Below are 21,801 nucleotides of genomic sequence, written 5' to 3'. Positions count from 1 at the left end.
GCCCGGCGGGCGCGCGGGGGGGGCCCCGCCCCCGCGCCCCCCCCCGCCCCCCCCCCCCCCCCCCCCCCCCCCCCCCCCCCCCCCCCCCCCCCCCCCCCCCCCCCACGCCCGGTCACGAGCGGCACGTACAGTGCGGGCATGACCGATCCGCACGCCGTGTCCCGCCCCACGCAAGCCGTCATCCTGGCCGGTGGCCAGGGGTCCCGGCTGCGTCCTTACACCGACGACCGTCCCAAGCCGATGGTCGAGATCCCCGGCACGGGGACGCCGATCATCGGCCATCAGCTCGGCTGGCTGGCCGAGGAGGGCGTGACGGACGTCGTCGTCTCCTGCGGCCATCTCGCCGAGGTCCTTCAGGACTGGCTGAAGTCGGCCGAGCTGCCCGTCAAGGTCACCACCGTCGTGGAGACCGAGCCCCTGGGCCGCGGCGGCGGCCTGAAGTACGCGGCCGCCCATCTCCCCCACCCCGACCGGCCCTGGTACGCCACCAACGGCGACATCTGGACGCGTTTCTCGCTGCGTGAGATGGCCGACTTCCACACCGAGCGTGACGCCGTGGCGACGCTCGCGCTCGCGCGTCCGCGCATTCCGTGGGGGGCGGTGCAGACGGACGGGTTCGGTCACATCACCGACTTCATCGAGGCGCCGCCCACGACGTACGAGATCAACGCGGGCGTGTACGTCTTCTCTCCGGAGTTCGCGGGGCTGCTGCCTGCGCGCGGGGATCATGAGCGGACGACGTTTCCGCATCTCGCCCGCGAGCGGAGGCTGGCCGGGTTTCCGATCCCGCAGGGCGCGTACTGGCGGGCCATCGACACGGCGAAGGATCTGACGGAGGCGGCGAAGGAACTGGCGGCGGCTCGTCGCTGAGGGCCGCTCCGCGGGCAGGGAACACAGCCCCGCGCCCCTCGAAAGCGCTGGTGTCCCGGCCCCCGAAAGCGCTGGTGTCCCGGCCCCCGAAAACGCTGGTGTCCCGGCCCCCGAAAACGCTGGTGTCCCGTTCGCTTCGCAGCGAACGGGACACCTTTGTCGTTTACGGCCTATGGCGTTGCCGTCAGCCCAGCAACCCGCCCACCAGGCCCGGTTGGCCCGAGGAGGACGAGCCGCCGCCGTTGCCGTCGGAGCCGCCGTCCGAGCCGCCGGAGCTGCTGGACGAGCCGCCCGATGAGGGGCCGGAGCTGGTGGAGGGGGCCTGTTCCACCGGGGTGGACCGCTCGGGCGGGGCCTGGCCCGCGGTGCCCTGGGTCTGGCTGGGGGCGCCGACGCCGGCCGTGCCGGAGTCCTGGCCCTCGGAGGGCTCGCTCTCGGCGCCGGCCGTGGGGGCCGCCGAGGTGGCGCCCTGGGTGGGCGAGATCGACACGGAGGGCTGCCGGGAGGCCTTGTGCGTGCCGGACTTCTCCGAGAGCGGCGAGCCGGGCAGTTCGTTGCGCGGGGGCTCGCCGGGGCCGGGGACGATCACCCGGTCGGCGTCGCGGACGGCGCCGCCGAGGAGCGAGCCGACCAGCAGGGTCAGTCCGACGGCGATCGCGGTGACCAGGGCGCCGCGGCGCAGGACGTAGCGGCGCAGTTCCCACAGGTCGGAGCGGGGGCCGAGGCGGCGCCAGGCGCCGGCGGCGAGGCGGCCGTCGACGGAGTAGACGGGGGCGCCGGCGATGATCAGCGGCGACCAGGCGGCGAGGTAGATGATGTCGGGGGTGTCGTAGACCGGGACGGTCTTCCAGCTGACGGTGACGATGAGCGCGGCGGAGAGCCCCGCGCCGACGACCGCAGCGACCCGCTGCCAGCAGCCCAGGACGGTGAGGACGCCCACGACGACCTGGAGGAAGGCGATGACGAGGCCGGAGCCGATGGGGTGGTGCAGCGCGAACTGGCGCAGGGGCTCGGCGACTTCCCAGGGGTGCAGGGTGTTGAGCCACTTGACCATGGAGCCGCGCTTGCCGCCGTCGAAGTAGACGGGGTCGCACAGTTTGCCCATGCCGCCGTAGATGGAGATGAAGCCGAGGAAGACGCGGAGCGGGAGGAGCACCACCCCCAGGTTCATGCGGCGGCCGGGGTAGTAGGCGTGCCGGGCGGGGTCCTCGCCCTGCCGTCGGCTGCGCCGGCCCCGGTCCCGGTGCGGGCCCTGGTCGAGGTCCTGGTCCGGGCCGGCGTCGGCGTCGCGGTCGCCGAACTCGTCGAACCGGGCGTCGTCGTAGGCGGGTTCGTCGTAGGCGGGTTCGTCGTAGGCGCTGCCGACGGTGCGCATGTTCGGCAGGAGGCGGTGCTCGCCGGCGGCGGGAGAACGCTGGGCGCCGACGATGGGGGTTTCGAGGGTCTGTGCGGCGAGGTCGCCGTCGTAGCCTCTGCCGCCCATGTCGACGCGGGGGATGACCTGGGTGGCTCCGGCGTCTGCCGTGGGCGGTTCGCCGTGGCCGACGCTGCCTGCCCGCACGGCCTGCAGCAGTCGGTGGGCGCCGGTGTCGTCGGGGGCGGTCTGGCCGCTCCAGACGACGGCCCGCCGACGGCCACCGGAAGCGGCGCCCGCTCTGCCGGCCGCCCCGACGACGGGGATGCGCGCGGTGTCATCGATGGCGCTCACATGCCGGGCGATCCGCGGGGATTGGTTACGCCGCGCCGACGCGCCCAGCTGCACGCGGAAGCTCGCGTGGCTGACGATGATCTGCGCCGGATCGCTCGGCACCTTCACCATGCTCAGCGCGGGAGCGTCGTCGAATCCCGACGAGCGGTCCCCCGTGGGAGTGCGGGGTGTTCTGGTGTCCACACTCATCTAACCGAGTGACGTGTGTTTAGGACACTGCTTTGACCCGCCGGATCTGTCCGGACTCCGTCAAGGTTGCACTACTCGCCAGGATTAACCCGTTCGAGCGAACCCCCCGACGCACATCCCGGCATCGGAATGCGTACCCGGTAGTCGCACGGCCCCGGCGCCGAGCCGCCGTCAGGCCCGGCGCCAAACCGCCGTCAGGCCCGGCGGCGAGCCGCCTCGTACAGCACGATGCCCGCCGCCACGCCGGCGTTCAGCGACTCCGCGCCGCCCGGCATCGGGATGCGTACCCGGTAGTCGCAGGTTTCGCCGACCAGCCTGGACAGGCCCTTGCCCTCGCTGCCGACGACGATGACCAGGGGGCCGTCCAGGGCGGCCAGTTCGCCGACCTCGTGCTCGCCGTCGGCCGCCAGGCCGACCACGACGATGCCGGCCTTCTTGTAGGCCTCCAGGGCGCGGGTGAGGTTGGTGGCGCGGGCGACCGGGGTGCGGGCGGCCGTGCCGGCGGACGTCTTCCAGGCACCGGCGGTCATACCGGCCGCACGGCGCTCGGGGACGACGACGCCGTGGCCGCCGAAGGCGGAGACGGACCGGACGACGGCGCCCAGGTTGCGCGGGTCGGTCACGCCGTCGAGGGCGACGATCAGCGGGTCCTCGCCGTCGTCGTAGGCGGCCGCGGCCAGGTCCTCGGGGTGCGCGTACTCGTACGGCGGGACCTGGAGGACCAGGCCCTGGTGGTTGAGGCCGTTGGTCATGCGGTCCAGCTCGGGGCGCGGCGCCTCCATGAGGTTGATGCCGCCGCGCTCGGCCGCGAGCTGGAGCGCTTCGCGCACCCGCTCGTCGTTGTCGATGAACTGCTGGACGTAGAGCGTGCTCGCGGGCACGCCGCCGCGCAGCGCCTCGACGACCGGATTGCGGCCGACGACCATCTCGGACGTGCCCTTGCCGCCCCGGCCGCGCTGTGCGGGCCGGCGCGCGACCTGCTTCGCCTTGGCGGTCGCGATGCGGTTCGCCTTGTGCTTCTTGCGCATCTCGGCGGGCGGGGTCGGGCCCTTGCCCTCCAGGCCTCGGCGCCGCTGGCCGCCACTGCCGACCTGCGCGCCCTTCTTGCCGGACATGCGGCGGTTGTTGGCTGCCATGAGTTACTCGTCTCCGTGAGCTTCGTATGTACGTCTTACTGCGGGGTCAGCGCGGGCCGAGGCTCCAGCGCGGGCCCTGCGGGCCGTCCTCGATGGCCAGGCCGGACTGGGTGAGCTGGTCGCGGATGGCGTCCGCGGTCGCCCAGTCCTTGCGCGCGCGGGCCGACTCCCGCTGGTCGAGGACGAGTCGTACGAGGCTGTCGACCACGCCGTGCAGGTCCTCGCCCCGGCTCTCCTCGCCGGCCCAGTGTGCGTCGAGCGGGTCCAGGCCGAGGACGCCGAGCATGGCGCGGACCTCGGCGAGCCGCGCCACCGCGGCTTCCTTGTCGTCGGCGGCGAGGGCCGAGTTCCCCTGTCGTACCGTCGTGTGGACGATGGCCAGGGCCTGCGGGACGCCCAGGTCGTCGTCCATCGCCTCGGCGAACGCGGGCGGCACCTCGGCCGCCGGTTCGACGGCTCCCCCGGCCTTCTCTACGACGCGCTGCACGAACCCCTCGATCCGTGCGAACGCCGACTCGGCCTCGCGCAGCGACTCCTCGCTGTACTCGATCATCGAGCGGTAGTGGGGGGTGCCGAGGTAGTAGCGCAGGACGATCGGGCGCCACTGCTTGACCATCTCGGAGACGAGGACGGAGTTCCCGAGGGACTTCGACATCTTCTCGCCGCTCATGGTGACCCAGGCGTTGTGCACCCAGTACCGGGCGAACTCGTCGCCGTAGGCCTTGGCCTGGGCGATCTCGTTCTCGTGGTGCGGGAAGATCAGGTCGAGGCCGCCGCCGTGGATGTCGAAGGCGGAGCCCAGGTACTTGTGGGCCATCGCCGAGCACTCCAGGTGCCAGCCGGGACGGCCGCGGCCCCAGGGCGTCTCCCAGTCGGGCTCGCCCGGCTTGGTCGCCTTCCACATCGCGAAGTCGCGGGGGTCGCGCTTGCCGGTGATGCCCTCTTCGGTCGGCTGGCGCAGGTCGTCGATGGCCTGGTTGGACAGCTCCAGGTACCCGGGGAAGGACCGCACGTCGAAGTAGACGCTGCCGTCGGCCTCATAGGCGTGGCCGCGTTCGATGAGGCCGCGCATCATCTCGATCATCTCCGGGACGTGCCCGGTGGCGCGCGGCTCGTACGTGGGCGGCAGGCAGCCGAGTGCCTGGTAGCCGTCGTTGAACGCCCGCTCGTTGTCGTAGCCGATGGACCACCAGGGGCGGCCCTGGTCGTGCGACTTGGCGATGATCTTGTCGTCGATGTCGGTGACGTTGCGGATGAACGTGACGTCGTAGCCGCGGTACTCGAACCAGCGGCGCATGATGTCGAAGTTCAGGCCCGAGCGGATGTGCCCGATGTGCGGGGCGGCCTGCACGGTGGCGCCACAGAGGTAGATCGAGACACAACCCGGCAGGAGCGGGGCGAAGTCACGGATCTGCCGGGCGCTGGTGTCGTACAGGCGAATGGTCACCACTCCAGGGTAGTGGGCGCGGGGCAGTGCCCCGAGCCCGTTCCCGCCAAGGCCACGTATTCTTGAACCCTCCCCCGCTTGAACTAGAGGGATTTCTGGCTCACGCTGCTGGAACCAGCCCGGTTGCCCCGAAAGACACGCAATCCGCGCGCGCCTGGCTCTCGCAACGCACAGTGCACATCACATCCGCTCCGGGTGACGGCCCGCCCTGGAAACGTGACATCCGATGGCCTATTCAGGGCGTGCGCACCACCAGGGCCGTGGCGACCGCCATCAGGCCTTCGTCGCGTCCCGGGAAGCCGAGGCCGTCGGTCGTCGCGCCCGACACCGACACGGGGGCTCCCGCCGCCTCCGAGAGGATCTTCTGCGCCTCGTCGCGCCGCTTGCCGATCTTGGGACGGGGGCCGACGACCTGTACGGCGATGTTGCCGACGGCGAAGCCGGCCGCGCGGACGATGCGGGCGGCCTCGGTGAGCAGGGCGACGCCCGACGCGCCGGACCATTCGGGGCGCCCGGTGCCGAAGTGCTGTCCCAGGTCGCCGAGTCCGGCGGCGGAGAACAGCGCGTTGCAGGCGGCGTGCGCGACGACGTCCGCGTCGGAGTGCCCGGCGAGGCCGGGTCCCTCGCCCTCCCACTTCAGGCCCGCGCACCACAGCTCGCGGCCCTCCTCGAAGGCGTGGACGTCGGTGCCGATGCCGACCTGGGGAAGCGGGATCCCCGCGAGGGGCGGCACGGACGCGAAGGGCGGCTCAGAAGCCATCGTTGAGCCTCCTGCGGGCCAGGACCGCCTCCGCGAGGACCAGGTCCAGCGGGCGGGTGACCTTGAAGGCCTCCTCGTGGCCGGGCACGACCACGACGGTCAGACCGAGTTGCTCGACCATGCTCGCGTCGTCGGTGACGTTGTCCGTGACCGTCTCGTGGGCGCGGATCAGGGTGGCGCGGTCGAAGCCCTGCGGGGTCTGGACGGCGCGCAGGCGGGCGCGGTCGGGGGTGGCGACGACCGGCTCGGGGTCGCCGGGGGCGGCGGCCGGTTCGACCTCCTTGACGGTGTCCGCGAGCGGCAGCGCCGGTACGACGGCGGGGGCGCCCTCGCGGACGGCCTCGATCACGGCATCCACGGTGTCGACGGGGACGAGGGGCCGGGCGGCGTCGTGCACGAGGACGATGTCATGGCCGGGCGGCAACGCGTCCAGGCCCAGCTTCACGGACTCCTGGCGGGACTCGCCGCCGGGGACGACCAGGAAGTCGGTGCGGTCGGGCAGCGCGTGCGCGTCGAGGAGGGACTTGACCTCGGCGGCGCCGTCGGGCGGGGCCACGACGACGACCAGGGAGACGGCGCGGGAGGCGGCCAGGGCGCGTACCGCGTGGATCAGCATGGGTGTGCCGCTCAGCGTGCGGAGCGCTTTGGGGGCGCCCGGACCGAGGCGCACGCCACGGCCGGCGGCCGGAATCACCGCGGCCGTGCGGGCGGGCGCGGGGGAGGGACGCGAATCGTCAGACATCGGTTCCTGTCAGGTTTGTGTGCTGTCCTGGCGTGGGTATGGCCTGGGAAGTGCCGGGCGCGACGCCTTGACCGGACCCTTCCGTGACGTACGGTCGAGGCAGCAGCCCGGGCCCGGCACACCCAGTATCGAAGTACCGCAAGCGGAAGTACTGCAGAAGTACCGCAGAAGTACCGCAGAAGTACCGGGGCACCTACCGGGGGCGCCTTCGGGGCCGGGGCCACCCCACGTGGGGGGCAGGGCGTACGGCGGTTGTCCGAGCGCGAACATGCCGCAGCGCCCGGCGACGGTTGATACGTCATCGGGCACCGCGGCATTTCAGTGTTCTTCAGTGTGCTGAAGCCGGAAGTCGGGCCGGCGTCAGGACGCGAGAACCTCGTCGAGCAGCGCTTCGGCCTTGTCCTCGTTGGTGTTCTCCGCGAGAGCGAGCTCACTCACCAGGATCTGACGAGCCTTGGCGAGCATGCGCTTCTCACCGGCGGAGAGTCCGCGCTCGCGCTCACGACGCCACAGGTCACGCACGACTTCCGCGACCTTGATGACATCGCCGGAGGCGAGCTTCTCCAGATTTGCCTTGTAACGACGCGACCAGTTCGTGGGCTCCTCGGCGTACGGCGCGCGCAGCACCTCGAAGACCCGGTCCAGCCCGTCCTGACCGACCACATCACGTACGCCGACGAACTCCGCATTGTCCGCTGGCACACGTACCGTCAGGTCACCCTGGGCGACCTTCAGCACCAAGTAGGTCTTGTCCACGCCTTTGATCTGGCGAGTTTCGATGGCCTCGATCAGCGCGGCCCCGTGATGGGGATAGACCACGGTGTCGCCAACCTTGAACGTCATGTGACAGGTACCCCTTCCGTGGCTATCCAGGGTAACACGGAAACTGCGGGTTCTGAATGGCGTTTTCGCAGGTCAGGGCATATCTCGGGGCTTGACAACAGCGACAGGAACGTGCTGCGCGGGGGCTGCGGAGGCAGGTATTCGCAGGTCGGAGCGGCTCTCCGAGGGGAGAGAAACGCGCACGTTACACACATCCGGAGGCCTGCGCGAGCGGCCGAACGTCCACATATGTCCGCTTCCAAGCGTGCGACTTCCGCTACTCCGTTCGGTGCGCGCGGCCGGATACGAGTCGTTTCCGGAATTGATCACCGGCTGTTCGAGCGGGGCCGTGATCAATTCCGGGGATCGCCTCGTTTTCCTTCACGGAAAATCCGCGTGCGGGCGTCGAGCACGCTTATGCGAATGCCGGCCCGCCAGGAAGAGCGCGGGAAGACGAGCAGAAGACGACGGGAAGACGGTGAGAAGACGACGGGTGAAGCCAATGCGACTCGTGGGCCTGCTGTGGCGGCCGGGACGGTGGTGACGAAGGCCGGCCGGAGCATCCGTAGCGGCGCGGGATCGCTCTAGAGGCGGGTCGGGTGCGGTGGCGCGGGAACGGCTCGGTAACCTAAGGCCCGCTGACAGACCCTTAGGACGGCTTGATTCAAAGGAAAGCCGCCCGCGTGTTCAAGGAGTTGCCGCCGCCGTGAGCAGCAGCCTTCGACGCGGCGCCCTCGCCGCCTCCGCCATCGCGTTCTCGATCGCCTCGCTCGCCGCCTGTGGCGCCGGCAACGACTCCCAGACCCTGGAGATCAAGCCGGACAACGCCGCCACGAGTGTCGGCACCATCAAGCTGCAGAACGTCGTCGTCATCACCCAGCCCGACCTGCAGTCGACCGGCCCCGCCGTGATCTCGGCGACCGTCTTCAACAGCGGTGACCAACCCCAGACGCTGGACTCCGTCGTCGTCGACGGCACCGGCAAGTACGCCGAGCTCAAGCCCGCCAAGGGCAACGGCAAGGTGACCGTCCCGGCCGGCGGCTCGCTCGTCATCGGCGGCGCGAACAACGCCTCCGCGGTCCTGCCGAGCAGCCGTGAGGCCGTCCAGGACGGCAACGCGCAGAAGATCACGTTCGCCTTCAGCGACACCGGCGAGATCAGCCTGCGCGCGTTCGTCGTCCCCGCCGAGAGCTACTTCTCCACGTGGGGCCCGAGCAAGCTCCCGACCGCCTCCCCGAAGCCGTCGGCCTCGGAGTCGGCGTCCGGCAAGCCGTCGGCGTCCGGAAAGCCGTCGCCCTCGGGCAGCGCCTCGCCCTCCGGGCCGGCGGGCGCGGGCGGCACCGCCGAGTCGGGCGCCCCGTCCAACTCGGCCTCCCCCAGCTCGTCGGGGACGACTCACTGAGCCTGAGCCTCGTACGCACCCGAGCCTCGTACACATGCGAAGGGCGGTACCCCAGCTGGGGTACCGCCCTTCGCACATCCCCGACTCACCCCCGGTTTACGGCTCGAACTTGTATCCGAGACCCCGGACCGTCACCAGGTAGCGCGGGGCGCCCGGGTCCGGCTCGATCTTGGCGCGGAGGCGCTTGACGTGGACGTCGAGGGTCTTGGTGTCGCCCACGTAGTCGGCGCCCCAGACCCGGTCGATGAGCTGCATGCGGGTCAGGACGCGGCCGGCGTTGCGCAGCAGCATCTCCAGGAGGTCGAACTCCTTGAGGGGGAGGTCGACCTTGGAGCCGGAGACCGTCACGACGTGGCGGTCGACGTCCATGCGGACCGGGCCGGCCTCCAGGGCCGCCGGGGTCACCTCCTCGGGCTCCCCGCGGCGGCGCAGCACGGCCCGGATGCGGGCGACGAGTTCGCGCGAGGAGAAGGGCTTGGTGACGTAGTCGTCGGCTCCTATCTCCAGGCCGACGACCTTGTCGATCTCGCTGTCCTTGGCGGTCACCATGATCACGGGGACGTTGGAGCGGCCGCGCAGCTGACGGCACACCTCCGTGCCGGGCAGGCCCGGCAGCATCAGGTCGAGGAGGACGAGGTCGGCGCCGTTGCGCTCGAACTCGTCGAGTCCGTCGGGCCCTGTGGTCGCGACGGCGACCTCGAAGCCCTCCTTGCGGAGCATGTATGACAGGGCGTCGGAGAAGGACTCCTCGTCCTCGACGACGAGCACTCGGGTCACGGAAGGACCTCCGGGGCGGAAAGCGTCTGGTACGCGGTCGAATCGGGGGAAGAGGCGCGGGGTGGTGCTTGGGTGGAGCGGTGAGGGGAGGAGTGGTGAGGAGAGGAGGAGTGGGTGACCTCGTCGAGGTCGTCGACGTCGTCGACCTCGTCCGGGTCCGGGTCCGGGTGCTGATGCGCGCGGTCGCGGGCCGCGCCCGCCTCCGGCAGCCGCAGGGTGAACGTGGAGCCCTGGTTCTCGGCGCTCCACACCGTGACCTCCCCGCCGTGCGAGGCGGCCACGTGCTTGACGATCGCCAGCCCGAGGCCCGTGCCACCCGTCTGGCGGGAGCGGGCCGGGTCGACGCGGTAGAAGCGCTCGAAGATGCGCTCCTTGTCCTTGTCGGAGATGCCGATGCCCTGGTCGGTCACGGCGATCTCGATCAGATCCCCGCCGGGCGCGCTCACCCTGCGTGCGGCTATGCCGACGCGGGTGCGGGCGGGCGAGTAGTTGACGGCGTTCTCGACGAGGTTGCCGAGGGCCGCGGCCAGCTGGCCCCGGTTGCCGAAGACCCGCAGGTCGCCGGTGCCTCCGGCGGCCATGGTGATCTGCTTGGTGCCGGCCTGGTGCCGGCAGCGGTCGACGGCCTCGGCGACCAGTTCGTCGACGCCGACCGGTTCGGCGTCCTCGAGGGGATCGTCGTTCTGGACCCTCGACAGGTCGATGAGCTCCTGGACCAGGCTGGTCAGCCGGGTGGCCTCGATCTGCATACGGCCGGCGAACCGCTCCACCGCCTCCGGATCGTCCGAGGCGTCCATGACGGCCTCGGAGAGGAGGGAGAGCGCTCCGACCGGCGTCTTCAGCTCGTGGCTGACGTTCGCCACGAAGTCCCGCCGCACCGCCTCGATGCGACGGGCCTCGGTGAGGTCCTCGACCAGGAGGAGCACGAGCCGGGAGCCCAGCGGGGCGACTCTCGCGGACACCGCGAGGGCCTCGCCGCGCCCGGTCCCGCGCCGCGGAAGGTCCAGCTCGACCTGGCGTATCTCCCCGTCGCGCCTGGTGTCCCGCGCCATCTTCAGCATGGGCTCGACACTGAGCCGACCGCCACGGACCAGCCCGAGGGCGTACGCGGCGGAGCTCGCCTTGACGACGGCGTCGGCCTCGTCGAGCACGACGGCGGAGGAGCGGAGCACGGACAGGACGGTGTCCACCCCCGGCGGAAGCACCGGGTCCGTGTGCAGGGAGGTGCGCGTGGGGCGCTTCTGCTCCCGCTCGCTCCAGCGGAACGCCAGCATGGCGATGACACCGGTGAGCACCCCGGCGATCGCTGCCGCTGCGGCGACCGCCGCGTTCACGTCCATGCACCCAGGTTAGGCACGGGTTCCGTCCTGGCCACAGCCATCGAGGTGCGAGCTCGAACACTCGTCGCCCAGAGTTCACCTTGGAGCCAGTGGTGGTTCATTTGAGGTGACGGAAATCGACGCGTACAGGGCGGAGCGTGGCACCGTGGGGTTCGCAGCACCGGTTCCACGGCCGGTCGGCGCCGGTTTCACCGCCGGTTCCGTCCAGGTCTCGCGGCCGGTTCTGACCCCAGGAACCGCAACCGAGACCGAACACCGAACCCCGAGAACGACGCACGAGAGGGAACCCTGATGCGGGACGCGTACCACGAGGAACTGGACTCGATCGGCGACAGCCTGGTGGAGATGGCCCGGCTGGTCGGGTCGGCGATCGGACGCGCCACGACCGCCATTCTCGACGCCGACCTCAAGCTGGCCGAGAGCGTCATCGAGGCCGACCAGAAGGTCGACGAGCTGCAGCACGACCTGGAGGCGAAGGCCATAGCGCTGCTGGCGCGCCAGCAGCCGGTGGCGACGGACCTGCGGATCGTGGTCACGTCGCTGCGGATGTCGGCCGACCTGGAGCGCTCCGGCGACCTCGCCCAGCACGTGGCGAAGCTGGCGCGACTGCGCTTCCCCAACCGTGCGGTGCCGCACGACCTGCACGCCACGATCCTGGAGATGGGCCAGCTCGCGCAGCGCCTGATGGCGAAGGCCGCGGAGTGCATCATCACCAAGGACGTCGACCTGGCGCTCCAGCTGGAGTCGGACGACGACGCGATGGACCTCCTGCACCGCACGCTCTTCCAGCACCTGATCGACGAGCGCTGGAAGCACGGCATCGAGACCGCCGTCGACGTCACGCTGCTGGGCCGATACTACGAGCGCTTCGCCGACCACGCGGTGGCCGTCGCCAAGCGCGTGGTGTTCCTGGTGACGGGCGAGCACGCGGACGAGCTCCAGCCCGACGTGCAGCCGGAGATCCAGCCGACGGGCGGGACGACGGCGGGCGCGCCCGACGGGGCCTGAGTGACGGAAGGGGCCTGAGGAAACCCTGAGGAGACGGGAGCGGGCCTGAGGGGGCCTGCGCGGAGTGGGCCGAGGCGTGCGCGAGCCACTGTGCGCCGTTGATGCGCCCATCGGAGGGGGCATGCAATGAGCACAGGCCCTACGCCTCCGGGAGGAACCCATGGCCGAGTCCCCCATCACTCCCCCGACCGACCCCACGCAGGAGCGCCCGACCGAGCAGCCCGCCGAGATCAGGAACCTGATGCTGATCGGCGCGTGCGGCTGCGGTTCGGGGTGCGGCTGCGGGTGCCAGTCGGGCAGCCCCTGCCAGTGCGGCTGACACCGACCGCGGTCGACGCCGAGGGTGGTTGATCTCGTACGACGGTGAAGGGCCCCGGTGCATGCGTGCACCGGGGCCCTTCGTCGTGGGCCGTTCGTCGTGGGCCGTTCGTCGTGCGGTCGCCCCGAGGGGAGTGCAGGCGCAGCATGGACGAGACAGGCAGGCACGAGTACGGAAGGGGGCGGGCAGCCATGACCCGCTTCATGGACGTCCACCACGGCATGCAGGGCATCACGGCCGACCAGCTCCTGGAGGCCCACCGGGCGGACCTCGCCGTCGAGGGCGAGGAGGGCGTGCACTTCGAACGCGCCTGGGCGGACCCGGAGTCCGGAACCGTCTACTGCCTCTCCGAGGGCCCGTCGGCGGAGGCGGTCCAACGCGTCCACGAGCGCACCGGCCACAAGGCGGACGAGATCCACGCGGTTCCGCTGGCTGTGTGAGGCGCCGACGTGGCTCTTGACTGCAATGTACTTTGCATTGCAGAGTTGATGCGTCGAGGTGATCATCAAGGGGTGGGGGCGACATGGGCGAGCCGGGAGCAGGAGCACAGGCACTCGGGGCAGCGGAGACACGTGCGGGAGCAGCAGGGCTGCTGGCCGTCGCAGAAGGCCTGCGGGCCAGGACCCGTACGCAGCTGAACGGTTCCTGGGCGCCCCTCCTCGGTTTCGGACTGCTGGCGCTGGCGGCGGCTCCCGTCGCCCGGTACGCCTTCAACTTCGGGGCGCACGGCCGCAGCATCGCGTCGTATCCGGCCTTCGCCCACGCCGAGCTGACCGGCCTGTGCGTGGTGCACGAACCCGGAACCCCGTGCCTGGAGGGCGAGTTCGACGGGGCGATCCTGCGGTTCACCGCGTGGGGTGTGTGGTTCGCGCTGCTCCCTCTGGCGTGGTTCGTCGTCGCCCGCTGGTACCGCCTGCGGGGCGAGGCCCGCGGCATCGTCCCGCGCCGCCGCAGCTGGATCGTCGTCACCACGGCGGCCACGACGGCGCTCATGACGGCGTTGTTGCTGCTCCTGCTCGGTCTGAACCGGCCCCAGCCGCCGGCGCTGGATCTGCTGGAGAACAGTTACGCCTCCCCCTGGTACCTGGTCGGCGTCGGCCTGCTCGCCCTCGGCGTGGCCGAACGCAGTTGGATCGCCGCGACGGCCGGCGCCGCACACGCCCTGCTGCTCACCGGCTACCTCGGGGCGTCCTGGGGCAGCGGCTGGCTCCCCTGGCTGCATCCGGCCGAGCCCGGCTGGACCGACGGCCCGCAGGCCAAGGGGCTCCTGCTGGCCGCCGTCCTGCTGCTCGCGGGCCTGGCGGAGTGGGCGCTGGCCCGCCGGCGGACGGGTACGGTCGCCGCATGAGCGTCGAGGACCCGATCGCCGTACCGGACGACGACGAGGAACCGCACCCGACCCAGGGGCTGGACGACACCGTCCACCAGCGCGTGCGGCTCGGCATCCTCACCGTCGCCCGCGAGGCCGACCGGGTCGAGTTCGGCTTCCTGAAACGGCAACTGGCCGTCACCGACGGAAACCTCTCCCGGCACCTGAGGGTGCTGGAGGAGTCGGGCCTGATCGGGATCGAGAAGGGCTACGCGGGCCGACGCCCACGCACCTGGATCTCCCTCACCCGCGAAGGCGCCCAGGCGCTGGACGCGGAACTGCGCGCCCTGCGTGCGCTGGTGCAGCGGCTGGAAGGGCGTTGAACCGGGTCAGGACGGCTCGACCGCCGATACGGCGGTGACGGTCACCTTGTTGTCGCACTCGGCGAACTGACCGTCGTCCAGGGCGACTTGGTGCGCTCCCGCCCCGGGCAGGCCGACGACGATCGTGGGGTACACCGCGGGCTCCGTGCCGGACGCGCAGTATCCGTCGGCCTCCCCCTGCACCTGCACGAAGGTCAGTTTCACCCACGCTTTGCCGCCGGGAGCCACCGTCACCGGCGAGGCGGAGCCGATGGGGGTGACGGTGAGCGGGGAGTTGTGCTCAGGGGAGCCGTTGCCGGCCCCGGCGACGGAGGGATGGCCCTTGAGGGCACAGGCCTTGGCCGAGACGTTGGTGAACCGGACGATCGCCGCACCGGTTCCCGTGCCGGCCGGCCGCTCGGCGGCCTGCCGGGCGGCGACCTCCAGACTGCCCGCGCGGCACGTCGACACGGCACCGGACGGCGAGCCTTCCGCAGCGGGCGCCGAGGCGGCGGAGCTGGCGGAGGGGGACGCCGCGGAAGGGGACGCCGCGGAAGGAGGACCCCCCGGAGCGGAACCAGCCGGAGCGGAACTCGCGGAGCTCGAGCTCGCGGAGGGGGATCCCGCGGAGGCCGAGCTCGCGGCGGGGGAACTCGCCGAGGCGGAGGGGGACTCCGTCGGCTGGCATCCCGTCACCATCAGAGCGGCGGCCGAGACCAGAACGGCCATCGTCACCGGCCCCCGAACGCCATTCCCGTACTGCCTGTTTCCGTGCCGCGCGCTGCCGTACTGCATGGTGCCCCCCGAATCCGAATCGCCGAGAGCCCTCGCCCTCGCCGACGCCCCTCGCCGACGACCTTCGTCAACGCAGACAGAACGGGCAGGCACTCGGGTTCTCCCGGCCACCGACCTGTGACCCACCGGTGACGAGAACCGGCCGATCCGTTGCCGGACGAGTGCGCCCGCGCTGCCGCGGTAAGCAGCAACGACGACCACGCTGTCCGACTACGTCACGACCCTGTCCGCACCGCCGCCGGCGCCAGCCGGGCCGGCGGGCGCCGCGAGCGCATAGGCGGCGAGCAGGCCGGCCACACCGAGCATGCAGTCGAGGTAGATCGACGTCGACTCCGAAATTCCGTTCCCTGCGATGATCAGGATCATTCCGGTCACGAGAATGGCTACGAACGTCATGTAGTGGCCGTGGAGCACGGTCCTGAACGTGATGTGCACGCGTCCTCACCTCTTCCTGTCTTGTCCTGCCCGAGGTGATGGACATTCGAGCAGTTGCCCCGTCGGCAGGTCCAGGGATTCCCGGGTATCTCGATCCGCGCGGAAGCGTGGCCGGAAAGGCGGCCTTCTTCAACGAAGTTCGGTGAAACTCTGCGCGTTCGAAGGTTCCGGTGGGACGATCTCAGTCGCCCAGTGGGCGTTGAACGCGAGGGGGCACCATGGGCACCTACCGGCATTCCGATTCACCGTCGGTACGGCGCTTCGCCGCGGAGTTGCGACGGTTGCGCATCACCGCCGGTGAACCTCAGGTCAAGACGATCGCCTCGCGGGCCCAGTGCAGTCAGGCCACGGTTTCCGAGGTGCTCAACGGGCATCGTCTGCCGAGCGAGACGGTCACCCGTCGGCTGGTGACCGCGCTCGGCGGTGACTGGGCACGCTGGGGGCAGTTGTGGCGTGAGGCCAAGACGGAACTCGACGATCTGAAGCGGGACACCGTCGACGCGCGCCGGGAACCACGGGTTCTCGGCGCGGGGCCAGGTCTTTCCGAGGCGTTCCAGACCACGTCCCCGGTGGAGATGGTGTGCTACCCGGATCCGCCCTCGTTCTACAGCGCTGCCGCCGACGGCATTCGCGCCGCCCAGACCGAAATCCGTCTCACCTATGTGCGGCTTCATCCGCCCGCCCAATGGGGGTCCGCGGAACCCGCCTCTTACTACGACACGGTATTGCAGTGGGCCAGGGACAACTCGGCCGAGTGCGCGAGCGTGCGGCGCATCATCGGCGTCCCCGAGCGCAAGGGTGTGCCGAGGGCGGCCTACTTCGAGTGGCTGAGGCAACATCAGGAAGTCGTGAAAGACCTGTATACCTACGAGGCGCGGGTCATGCCCTGGAGCGCTTCTTGCGGTTGGTACAACATCGGCCTCATCGACAAATCGGTCAGCTATCTTTCCTTCTCCGGAGCAGGTCGACAACAGCTCACGGGATTCAGAATCGAAAATGCCAAGTTCCTGGCGTACTTCGCGGACAGTTTCGATCAGGCATGGAGCGCTCTGGAGCCCCTGGAGGCCTATGTGGCCAGGCACTCCTCGGCCGGCCCGCGCCCCGTCGGAACACCGGCTGCCGAAGGCCCGGGGTCGCATCCCGGACCTTCGGCAGAGACGTCACTGCCCGCACGCGGGCCGGCGTGATCGGACTGGCGTGATGGCGCGGCTCAGAACAGCGATTGATAGCTCTGCCAGCCGGAGGCGGCGAGGGTGTAGGTGGCGCTGAAAGTGCCGTCGCCCCAGCCCTTGTTCCGCAGCAGCTTGCCGTCGGTGGTACGGGAGACGAGGTCGGGGAAGCCGTCGCCGGTCACATCGCCGACCGCGAGGATCGCGTTGCGACCGGCGCCCCAGTCCTGGAACACCAGCGTCCGCGGCTTGAAGCCGCCCGAGCCGTTGCCGTCGTAGCGCCACAGCTCGCCGGCGGCGTCCCGTGCCATGACGTCGCCGATGCCGTCGCCGGTCACATCGGCGGCGCCGACGATCGTGTACCCCTTCCATCCGGTGCCGACGCGCGCACCCGGGTCCATACGGCCCTGCGCGTTGGACTTGTACAGGTAGAGGTCGCCGGTCGTGGCCTGGCGGGCCAGCAGGTCGGGGCGGTGGTCGCCGGTGAAGTCGTCGGCGGCGACGATGGCGTCGAAGCCGCCCCAGCCGGAGCCGACCAGGGTGCGCTCGGCGTCCGGCAGGAAGACGCCGGTGCAGCCGCCGGACTGCCGGTAGAGGTTGCCGTCGGCGGTCCTGGTGAGCATGTCGGAGCAGCCGTCGCCGGTCATGTCGCCGACGGGGACGAAACGGGTGTCCGGGTTCCAGCCCGACCAGCCGCGGGCGTCGGTCAGGCTGCCGCCGGAGAACCGGTGGGCTTCGAGCAGGCCGCCGCTGGTCATCGTGTACAGCTCGCCGTAGCCGTCGGTGTCGGCGTCGCGGAAGCCGGACCGGCCGCCGGAGAGCAGGAAACTCCCGGTCGGGAGGGTGCGGACGACGCCTCCGTCGCCCGGGTCCACGGTCACGGTCCAGTTGTAGCGGCCGCTCACCGCCTTCTCGCCCGCCTCGTCCTTGCCGTCCCAGGCGGCGCGGATGGCGGCGCCTTCGTGGGCGCTGCTGGTGAGGGTGCGCACGGTGGCGCCGTACGCGTCCTTGATGGTGAGCGTCCAGGACGCGGGCGGGCGGGTGAGCCGCCAGGTGCCCTCCCAGAGAGGGTCGCTCGCCTTGCGCAGGTCCACGGTGGAGTCCGTGGTCCAGTCGAACAGGCTGATCCGCGACCGCGGCACCGTCACCGGCCGGATGTGGATCATCTGCTGGTTGTCGACGTAGGCCACATGGCCGCCGTACCGGTCGGCGGTCAGCATGTCGATCGACGTCCCGTCGGGGACCGTGAAGTAGGGGGTGGTGGTGGCCGGGTGGCCGCCGCCGAGGTGGAAGTCGGTGAGCGTCACCGTCCGCCTGTCCTCGGACTGTTGGACCAGATAGCCGTCGCCGACCTTCGCGGGCAGCGCACCGGGGACGGGGATGTTCCTGCCGGTGCTGTGGTCCCACACGCCGGCCTTGTCCGACGCGGAGCAGCGCCAGTACAGCCACTGCCCGACGGCCTGCAGATCGTCGGGGACGCAGCCGGAGCCGAGCGTCAGGTTCGCCGAGTTCGCCTTGCTGACCAGGTCGTAGGAGTTGACTGTGCCGGCGGTGCTGCCCGGCTTCCAGAGTTTCGTGCCCCAGACGGACACCGCGGTGACCGACCGGGTGTGGATCTGCGCCGGCCAGGGCACGCTCCGGTCGAAGGTGCCGATGCGCTGTACGTCGTCGTCGTTGACCACGACGTACGAACCGCCGGCCGCCACCACGCGATCCGGGGACTCCCAGGAGAACGGGCCGAGCCCGGTCTCGCTCATGGGCACCCCGCCACCGAGGGCCTCCTGGCTCCCGAACGGCGTCATATAGGCGACCCGGCCGTCGCCGAGCGCCCACAGCTTGGAGTAGAACGCGCTGCACGTGTAGTCCGAGGGGTCGACGCCCTCGCACGGGTAGTTGGCCCAGACCCCTGAGTCCGCGAGCTTCCGGGGTCCCGGCTGCGGGGCGCCGACGGCCGGGAGGTCGAACTCCCACAGCCCGCGGTTGGTCTCGGGGTCGGCCGTCCCCAGCACGCTGAGCTTTCCGCCGCCCAGCGCGAGGGTCTCGATATAGGCCTTGAGGTCGCCCCTGGTGCCGAGCGGGAACACCGTCTCGTCGTCGGCCACGCGCGGCGCGGCCACCGCGGTCCCCGGCGAGAGACCGAGACCGCCGACCGCGAGCGCGACGGCGGTCCCGAGTGTGAGCGAGGTGCGTTTGATCGTGCGGGTGATCATGTCAGCCCCCTGTTGGACGAGGAGTCAGGTCGTCGTCTTGGAAGCTACGACCCCCGGCACTCGCCACGGGTTGTACAGAACTGAATGATCGTCAGGACCCGGCAGGCCTTTTGCTGATGTGCGACGACATGAAACCCGCGGTCGATGAGCCGTGTGTCACCGATGAGTTCCGCGGGCTGGGCCGGTCCACCCCGTCGCACACCACCGAACCCCGGACTGGAGACCCACCATGACCACTCCCGCACACGCCGGTCGCATGCTGTTCGTGAACATCCCCGTGGCGGACGTCGAGCGCAGCAAGGCGTTCTTCGCGCGGCTCGGGTTCAGTTACAACCCGATGTTCACCGATGGGACCGCCGCATGCATGCTGGTGGGCGAGCAGGCCTGCCTCATGCTGCTCAGCCACGAGACGTTCGCGAAGTTCGCGAAGCTGCCGATGGCCGATCCCACCACGCACACGCTGGCGCTCTACTGCTTCAGCGTGGCAACCCGCGAGGAGGTCGACACGGTCGCCGAGGCCGCGCTCGCCGCGGGCGGCTCCGAGGCGGACGGCCCCGAGGACCACGGCTTCATGTACTCCCGCAGCTTCTTCGACCTCGACGGCCACGGCTGGCAGGTCATGTGGATGGATCCGTCTCAGGGCGTCTAGGACTCAAATGTGGTGGTTCAGTCCGAGCGCTGCTGTTCGTGCTTGTTGGTGTCAGCCGCTGATGTCAGCCGCCGCACGCGGTCGTTGCAGGGGGCGACGCTGTTGAGCAATTGGGGCTGTCCCTGGTGTGGCAGAGGATGGTGCTCATGTGCGCTCTTTTCGACCCCCCCGAGCCTCGCCGCGTCTCGCCGGGCGAGTACCCAGTGTGGGACCAGGCTCTCGCCCTTCTGAACCGGGATCTGGCGGTGACGCTTCCCCGGCTGGAACCCCTGCAACTGCTGGCCCTTCCGTCCTACGCCGTGGATGATCCGGAGGATGAGCCGGAGAACGTCTGCGTCGCCATGGCCAACGGCGAGTGGCACGGCAATTACCTGGACCCGAACTCGCAGGACAGCCTTGCCTCAGCGCTGGCGAGCGTTGCCGATGCCGCGCAGGAGACCGTCATGGAGCTTCTGTGGCAGGCGTGGCCCCTGTGTCCCGAGCATGGCCTCGGCATGCATCCGAGGGAGGATGCAGAGGAGCAACTGTCCTGGTGGTGTGCGGGAGAACGGCTGCGTCGCGACTCGGCTCATATCCACGCGGCCGTGGGCACACTCGAAGCCTTGGGTTGACGTGAAAGGTGGCGCAGGGGCCGCCGGCGACCAAGCGGCCGATCTTCACCGGGCCGCGCGATGATCACGTCTGGCGGACGTCCCTCAACGAGGAGGCGCGGAAGCGGGCGCTTGCCTCGGCTGGGGTGATCCCCAAGCGGCATGCATGCCCTCCGTCGCACCTCAGCGTGTGCGTGACGGACGTCGTCCAGGTCGTACGTCGACTCACGGGGTTGAGCCTGTGGCGCAGCAAGGTGCTCGCGACGCAGGTTCCCGCCGTCATTCTCACGGGTTCTCGTCAGTCCGCAATGGACGGTCGACAGCGTCAGACGGCCGGGCACTTCTCATGCCACCTTGATGACAACCTTGCCCGAGGTGTGACCATTCTCGACGGTGGCGAGGGCGGCCGGGGCGTCGGAGAGCGGATGGACCGCGGTGATTACGGGTGCGAGGAGTCCGTCGAGGGCCAGCCGGGCCGACCGCTCCAAGTTCTCGCGGTCGACGCGACGCTCGACGAAACGCCCACCGAGGTCGGGCACAGACATATCACCCACAGCGATGACGTTGCGGAGATCCCGGGCCAGCGGAGCGACCGTCCGCAGCGAGGTGCCTCCGGCCAGGTCGACGATCCCGTCGAAACCGTCCGGAACGAGCTCGCGTGCCGCCGCGGCGACGTCCCCGGCGGTGTAGTCGATGAACCGCACCCCGATGGCCTCGGCGTGCTCGCGTTTGGCGGTACTCCCGGTACCTATCACATGCAGCTCGCGCCCGATGGCCAGCCGGGCGACGGCGAGGCCGACCCCGCCCCCGACTCCGTTGACCAGGACCGTGGCACCGGCCGGGAGGCTGAGCTGGTCGAGCACGTCCACCGCGGTCGTCCCGGCTACTGGCAGCGTTGCCGCCACGGTCGCGGACAGACCCTCCGGGATGCGCGCGGTGTTCGGCGCGGACAGCACCGTCGTCTCGGCGTAGGTGCCGCCACCGGTGAGTGCGAAGCCGAAGACCGCGTCACCCACCTCGAGCCCGTTGACGTCCTCGCCCCGGGCGAGAACGGTTCCGGCTGCCTCCATGCCCAGCACGCGGGGAAACGGGCGCCCGCCGGCGAGCCCGTCGACCAGACCCGAGCGCAGAAGGTGGTCGAGGGGATTCACGCCGGCGACGTCGACCTGGATCAGCACCTCGCCGCGACCGGGGACGGGATCGGGACGATCGAAGAACTCCTGCACCTCGGGCCCGCCATACCTGCCGAAACCCCACGCCTGCCCCATTTTCCGCCGCCTCTCGTATGACCGACCCGGTGATTCCGGGCGTTGTCGCCATCCTCACCTCTGACATTGATGTGAGGGGCAACCGGCTGAGATGCAGATCACAGCATCAGGTCGACTGCGCCACCGGTTCCGGGGCCGTGGACAGCTCCGCCCGGTGTCGGCTGTTGGCCCTGATCAGCACGTCGAGTGCATCCCGGGTCTCGATCAGGTGCGCGATGTCGCCGTCGATCCGGTCGCGCTCGCGCATCATCGCCGTGAACGTCTCCTCGGCGACGCCCAGGTCACCCGGGACGTCCACACACGGCAGCACAGTCGCGATCACCCTGCTGGACATACCCGCGTCGAACAGCTGTCGGATGAGTGCCACGCGCTGGACCACAGCACCGGAATAGTGACGCTGCCCCCGTTATGTTTTCCGCGGTCCTGCAAGAGGACCGCTGGCCTCCGGGCCCGGCATGACTGTTCCCCCCTGTCGAACGGATGACCTGGGGGGT

22 protein-coding genes and 3 pseudogenes are annotated in these 21,801 nt (G+C 70.5%); 12 read left to right on the top strand and 13 right to left on the bottom strand.

The window, feature by feature from the left end:
• Nucleotides 1–138: 138 nt before the first annotated feature.
• On the top strand, nt 139–870 hold the full coding sequence (locus ACIBTS_RS47980) for a nucleotidyltransferase family protein (protein ID WP_079661470.1): 732 nt from the start codon (nt 139–141) through the stop codon (nt 868–870).
• Between the two features lie 184 nt (nt 871–1,054).
• Here ACIBTS_RS47980 and ACIBTS_RS47975 read toward each other — a convergent pair whose 3' ends face one another.
• From ACIBTS_RS47975 to ACIBTS_RS47950, 6 genes are all read right to left on the bottom strand, one after another.
• Complete coding sequence (locus tag ACIBTS_RS47975; RefSeq protein WP_399328092.1) at nt 1,055–2,767, bottom strand: DoxX family membrane protein; 1,713 nt, start codon at nt 2,765–2,767, stop codon at nt 1,055–1,057.
• Nucleotides 2,768–2,961: 194 nt separating this feature from the next.
• Nucleotides 2,962–3,903, bottom strand: coding sequence for a 23S rRNA (guanosine(2251)-2'-O)-methyltransferase RlmB (gene rlmB, locus ACIBTS_RS47970; protein WP_319673951.1), 942 nt, complete (start codon nt 3,901–3,903; stop codon nt 2,962–2,964).
• 46 nt (nt 3,904–3,949) lie between these two features.
• Complete coding sequence (gene cysS, locus ACIBTS_RS47965) at nt 3,950–5,350, bottom strand: cysteine--tRNA ligase (RefSeq protein WP_399328089.1); 1,401 nt, start codon at nt 5,348–5,350, stop codon at nt 3,950–3,952.
• A gap of 235 nt (nt 5,351–5,585) precedes the next feature.
• A complete protein-coding gene (gene ispF / locus ACIBTS_RS47960; protein WP_399328087.1) occupies nt 5,586–6,110 on the bottom strand; it encodes a 2-C-methyl-D-erythritol 2,4-cyclodiphosphate synthase in 525 nt (174 codons plus the stop codon).
• Nucleotides 6,100–6,852 (bottom strand): 2-C-methyl-D-erythritol 4-phosphate cytidylyltransferase, encoded by a 753-nt coding sequence (ispD, locus tag ACIBTS_RS47955; RefSeq protein ID WP_319673948.1) that lies wholly within the window; start codon nt 6,850–6,852, stop codon nt 6,100–6,102. Before ispD ends, ispF begins: the two co-directional genes overlap by 11 nt.
• A gap of 360 nt (nt 6,853–7,212) precedes the next feature.
• Complete coding sequence (locus ACIBTS_RS47950) at nt 7,213–7,695, bottom strand: CarD family transcriptional regulator (protein WP_003953493.1); 483 nt, start codon at nt 7,693–7,695, stop codon at nt 7,213–7,215.
• 685 nt (nt 7,696–8,380) lie between these two features.
• Between ACIBTS_RS47950 and ACIBTS_RS47945 the strand changes: the two genes are divergently transcribed.
• On the top strand, nt 8,381–9,076 hold the full coding sequence (locus ACIBTS_RS47945; RefSeq protein ID WP_399328084.1) for a DUF461 domain-containing protein: 696 nt from the start codon (nt 8,381–8,383) through the stop codon (nt 9,074–9,076).
• Between the two features lie 96 nt (nt 9,077–9,172).
• Here the strand turns inward: ACIBTS_RS47945 and ACIBTS_RS47940 are convergent, their stop codons facing one another.
• Together ACIBTS_RS47940 and ACIBTS_RS47935 are read right to left on the bottom strand one after the other, a co-directional pair.
• The gene (locus ACIBTS_RS47940; protein ID WP_015659563.1) at nt 9,173–9,853 is read right to left on the bottom strand and encodes a response regulator transcription factor; all 681 of its coding nucleotides are present in this window, start codon (nt 9,851–9,853) and stop codon (nt 9,173–9,175) included.
• Nucleotides 9,850–11,193, bottom strand: coding sequence for a sensor histidine kinase (locus ACIBTS_RS47935; protein ID WP_399328082.1), 1,344 nt, complete (start codon nt 11,191–11,193; stop codon nt 9,850–9,852). The genes ACIBTS_RS47940 and ACIBTS_RS47935 overlap by 4 nt, the downstream gene beginning before the upstream one ends.
• Before the next feature lie 291 nt (nt 11,194–11,484).
• Between ACIBTS_RS47935 and phoU the strand changes: the two genes are divergently transcribed.
• The 5 genes from phoU (at nt 11,485) to ACIBTS_RS47910 (ending at nt 14,212) form a co-directional block, all read left to right on the top strand.
• Nucleotides 11,485–12,201 (top strand): phosphate signaling complex protein PhoU, encoded by a 717-nt coding sequence (gene phoU / locus ACIBTS_RS47930; RefSeq protein WP_399328080.1) that lies wholly within the window; start codon nt 11,485–11,487, stop codon nt 12,199–12,201.
• 160 nt (nt 12,202–12,361) lie between these two features.
• Nucleotides 12,362–12,520, top strand: a complete 159-nt coding sequence (locus tag ACIBTS_RS47925) for a hypothetical protein (RefSeq protein ID WP_319675048.1) — start codon at nt 12,362–12,364, stop codon at nt 12,518–12,520.
• A gap of 191 nt (nt 12,521–12,711) precedes the next feature.
• A complete protein-coding gene (locus ACIBTS_RS47920; RefSeq protein ID WP_399328078.1) occupies nt 12,712–12,960 on the top strand; it encodes an SCO4226 family nickel-binding protein in 249 nt (82 codons plus the stop codon).
• 83 nt (nt 12,961–13,043) lie between these two features.
• On the top strand, nt 13,044–13,868 hold the full coding sequence (locus ACIBTS_RS47915) for a hypothetical protein (RefSeq protein WP_399328076.1): 825 nt from the start codon (nt 13,044–13,046) through the stop codon (nt 13,866–13,868).
• Entirely contained in the window at nt 13,865–14,212 is a 348-nt protein-coding gene (locus ACIBTS_RS47910; protein ID WP_399328074.1) for a winged helix-turn-helix domain-containing protein, read from the top strand. The genes ACIBTS_RS47915 and ACIBTS_RS47910 overlap by 4 nt, the downstream gene beginning before the upstream one ends.
• Before the next feature lie 6 nt (nt 14,213–14,218).
• Here ACIBTS_RS47910 and ACIBTS_RS47905 read toward each other — a convergent pair whose 3' ends face one another.
• Complete coding sequence (locus tag ACIBTS_RS47905; protein WP_399328072.1) at nt 14,219–14,662, bottom strand: DUF4232 domain-containing protein; 444 nt, start codon at nt 14,660–14,662, stop codon at nt 14,219–14,221.
• A gap of 534 nt (nt 14,663–15,196) precedes the next feature.
• A complete protein-coding gene (locus ACIBTS_RS47900; protein ID WP_399328070.1) occupies nt 15,197–15,421 on the bottom strand; it encodes a hypothetical protein in 225 nt (74 codons plus the stop codon).
• A gap of 218 nt (nt 15,422–15,639) precedes the next feature.
• On the opposite strand from ACIBTS_RS47900, the gene ACIBTS_RS47895 reads away from it, so the two are divergent.
• On the top strand, nt 15,640–16,608 hold the full coding sequence (locus tag ACIBTS_RS47895) for a helix-turn-helix domain-containing protein (RefSeq protein WP_399328068.1): 969 nt from the start codon (nt 15,640–15,642) through the stop codon (nt 16,606–16,608).
• A gap of 23 nt (nt 16,609–16,631) precedes the next feature.
• On the opposite strand, the gene ACIBTS_RS47890 is transcribed toward ACIBTS_RS47895, so the two are convergent.
• The gene (locus ACIBTS_RS47890; protein ID WP_399328066.1) at nt 16,632–18,800 is read right to left on the bottom strand and encodes an FG-GAP-like repeat-containing protein; all 2,169 of its coding nucleotides are present in this window, start codon (nt 18,798–18,800) and stop codon (nt 16,632–16,634) included.
• 229 nt (nt 18,801–19,029) lie between these two features.
• Here ACIBTS_RS47890 and ACIBTS_RS47885 point away from each other — a divergent pair, with 229 nt between their 5' ends.
• The 4 genes and pseudogenes from ACIBTS_RS47885 to ACIBTS_RS47870 all read left to right on the top strand — a co-directional run.
• Entirely contained in the window at nt 19,030–19,449 is a 420-nt protein-coding gene (locus ACIBTS_RS47885) for a VOC family protein (RefSeq protein WP_399328064.1), read from the top strand.
• 146 nt (nt 19,450–19,595) lie between these two features.
• Nucleotides 19,596–20,060, top strand: coding sequence for a hypothetical protein (locus tag ACIBTS_RS47880; RefSeq protein ID WP_399328062.1), 465 nt, complete (start codon nt 19,596–19,598; stop codon nt 20,058–20,060).
• Between the two features lie 5 nt (nt 20,061–20,065).
• Nucleotides 20,066–20,197: pseudogene (locus ACIBTS_RS47875) on the top strand (site-specific integrase); the annotation flags it as partial.
• A pseudogene (locus ACIBTS_RS47870) lies at nt 20,186–20,332 on the top strand (ribosomal protein L7/L12); the annotation flags it as partial. The pseudogenes ACIBTS_RS47875 and ACIBTS_RS47870, both read left to right, overlap by 12 nt.
• 51 nt (nt 20,333–20,383) lie before the next feature.
• On the opposite strand, the gene ACIBTS_RS47865 reads toward ACIBTS_RS47870, so the two are convergent.
• A complete protein-coding gene (locus ACIBTS_RS47865; RefSeq protein WP_399328060.1) occupies nt 20,384–21,307 on the bottom strand; it encodes an NADP-dependent oxidoreductase in 924 nt (307 codons plus the stop codon).
• 106 nt (nt 21,308–21,413) lie between these two features.
• Nucleotides 21,414–21,701 (bottom strand): annotated as a pseudogene (locus ACIBTS_RS47860) (MerR family transcriptional regulator); the annotation flags it as partial.
• Nucleotides 21,702–21,801: the final 100 nt, after the last annotated feature.

The sequence above is a fragment of the Streptomyces sp. NPDC050121 genome, from assembly GCF_044460385.1.
Taxonomy (GTDB): domain Bacteria; phylum Actinomycetota; class Actinomycetes; order Streptomycetales; family Streptomycetaceae; genus Streptomyces; species Streptomyces soliscabiei.
Note: the sequence above shows the minus strand (reverse complement) of the source record. Positions and strands in the feature narration are given on the sequence as shown.

Excerpts from the sequence above, each read along its gene's own strand:
- ACIBTS_RS47980 (WP_079661470.1), top strand. The coding sequence starts at position 139 with ATGACCGATCCGCACGCCGTGTCCCGCCCCACGCAAGCCGTCATCCTG.
- ACIBTS_RS47975 (WP_399328092.1), bottom strand. The coding sequence starts at position 2,767 with ATGAGTGTGGACACCAGAACACCCCGCACTCCCACGGGGGACCGCTCG.
- rlmB (WP_319673951.1), bottom strand. The coding sequence starts at position 3,903 with ATGGCAGCCAACAACCGCCGCATGTCCGGCAAGAAGGGCGCGCAGGTC.
- ispF (WP_399328087.1), bottom strand. The coding sequence starts at position 6,110 with ATGGCTTCTGAGCCGCCCTTCGCGTCCGTGCCGCCCCTCGCGGGGATC.
- ispD (WP_319673948.1), bottom strand. The coding sequence starts at position 6,852 with ATGTCTGACGATTCGCGTCCCTCCCCCGCGCCCGCCCGCACGGCCGCG.
- ACIBTS_RS47950 (WP_003953493.1), bottom strand. The coding sequence starts at position 7,695 with ATGACGTTCAAGGTTGGCGACACCGTGGTCTATCCCCATCACGGGGCC.
- ACIBTS_RS47935 (WP_399328082.1), bottom strand. The coding sequence starts at position 11,193 with ATGGACGTGAACGCGGCGGTCGCCGCAGCGGCAGCGATCGCCGGGGTG.
- phoU (WP_399328080.1), top strand. The coding sequence starts at position 11,485 with ATGCGGGACGCGTACCACGAGGAACTGGACTCGATCGGCGACAGCCTG.
- ACIBTS_RS47925 (WP_319675048.1), top strand. The coding sequence starts at position 12,362 with ATGGCCGAGTCCCCCATCACTCCCCCGACCGACCCCACGCAGGAGCGC.
- ACIBTS_RS47920 (WP_399328078.1), top strand. The coding sequence starts at position 12,712 with ATGACCCGCTTCATGGACGTCCACCACGGCATGCAGGGCATCACGGCC.
- ACIBTS_RS47915 (WP_399328076.1), top strand. The coding sequence starts at position 13,044 with ATGGGCGAGCCGGGAGCAGGAGCACAGGCACTCGGGGCAGCGGAGACA.
- ACIBTS_RS47910 (WP_399328074.1), top strand. The coding sequence starts at position 13,865 with ATGAGCGTCGAGGACCCGATCGCCGTACCGGACGACGACGAGGAACCG.
- ACIBTS_RS47895 (WP_399328068.1), top strand. The coding sequence starts at position 15,640 with ATGGGCACCTACCGGCATTCCGATTCACCGTCGGTACGGCGCTTCGCC.
- ACIBTS_RS47890 (WP_399328066.1), bottom strand. The coding sequence starts at position 18,800 with ATGATCACCCGCACGATCAAACGCACCTCGCTCACACTCGGGACCGCC.
- ACIBTS_RS47885 (WP_399328064.1), top strand. The coding sequence starts at position 19,030 with ATGACCACTCCCGCACACGCCGGTCGCATGCTGTTCGTGAACATCCCC.
- ACIBTS_RS47880 (WP_399328062.1), top strand. The coding sequence starts at position 19,596 with ATGTGCGCTCTTTTCGACCCCCCCGAGCCTCGCCGCGTCTCGCCGGGC.
- ACIBTS_RS47865 (WP_399328060.1), bottom strand. The coding sequence starts at position 21,307 with ATGGGGCAGGCGTGGGGTTTCGGCAGGTATGGCGGGCCCGAGGTGCAG.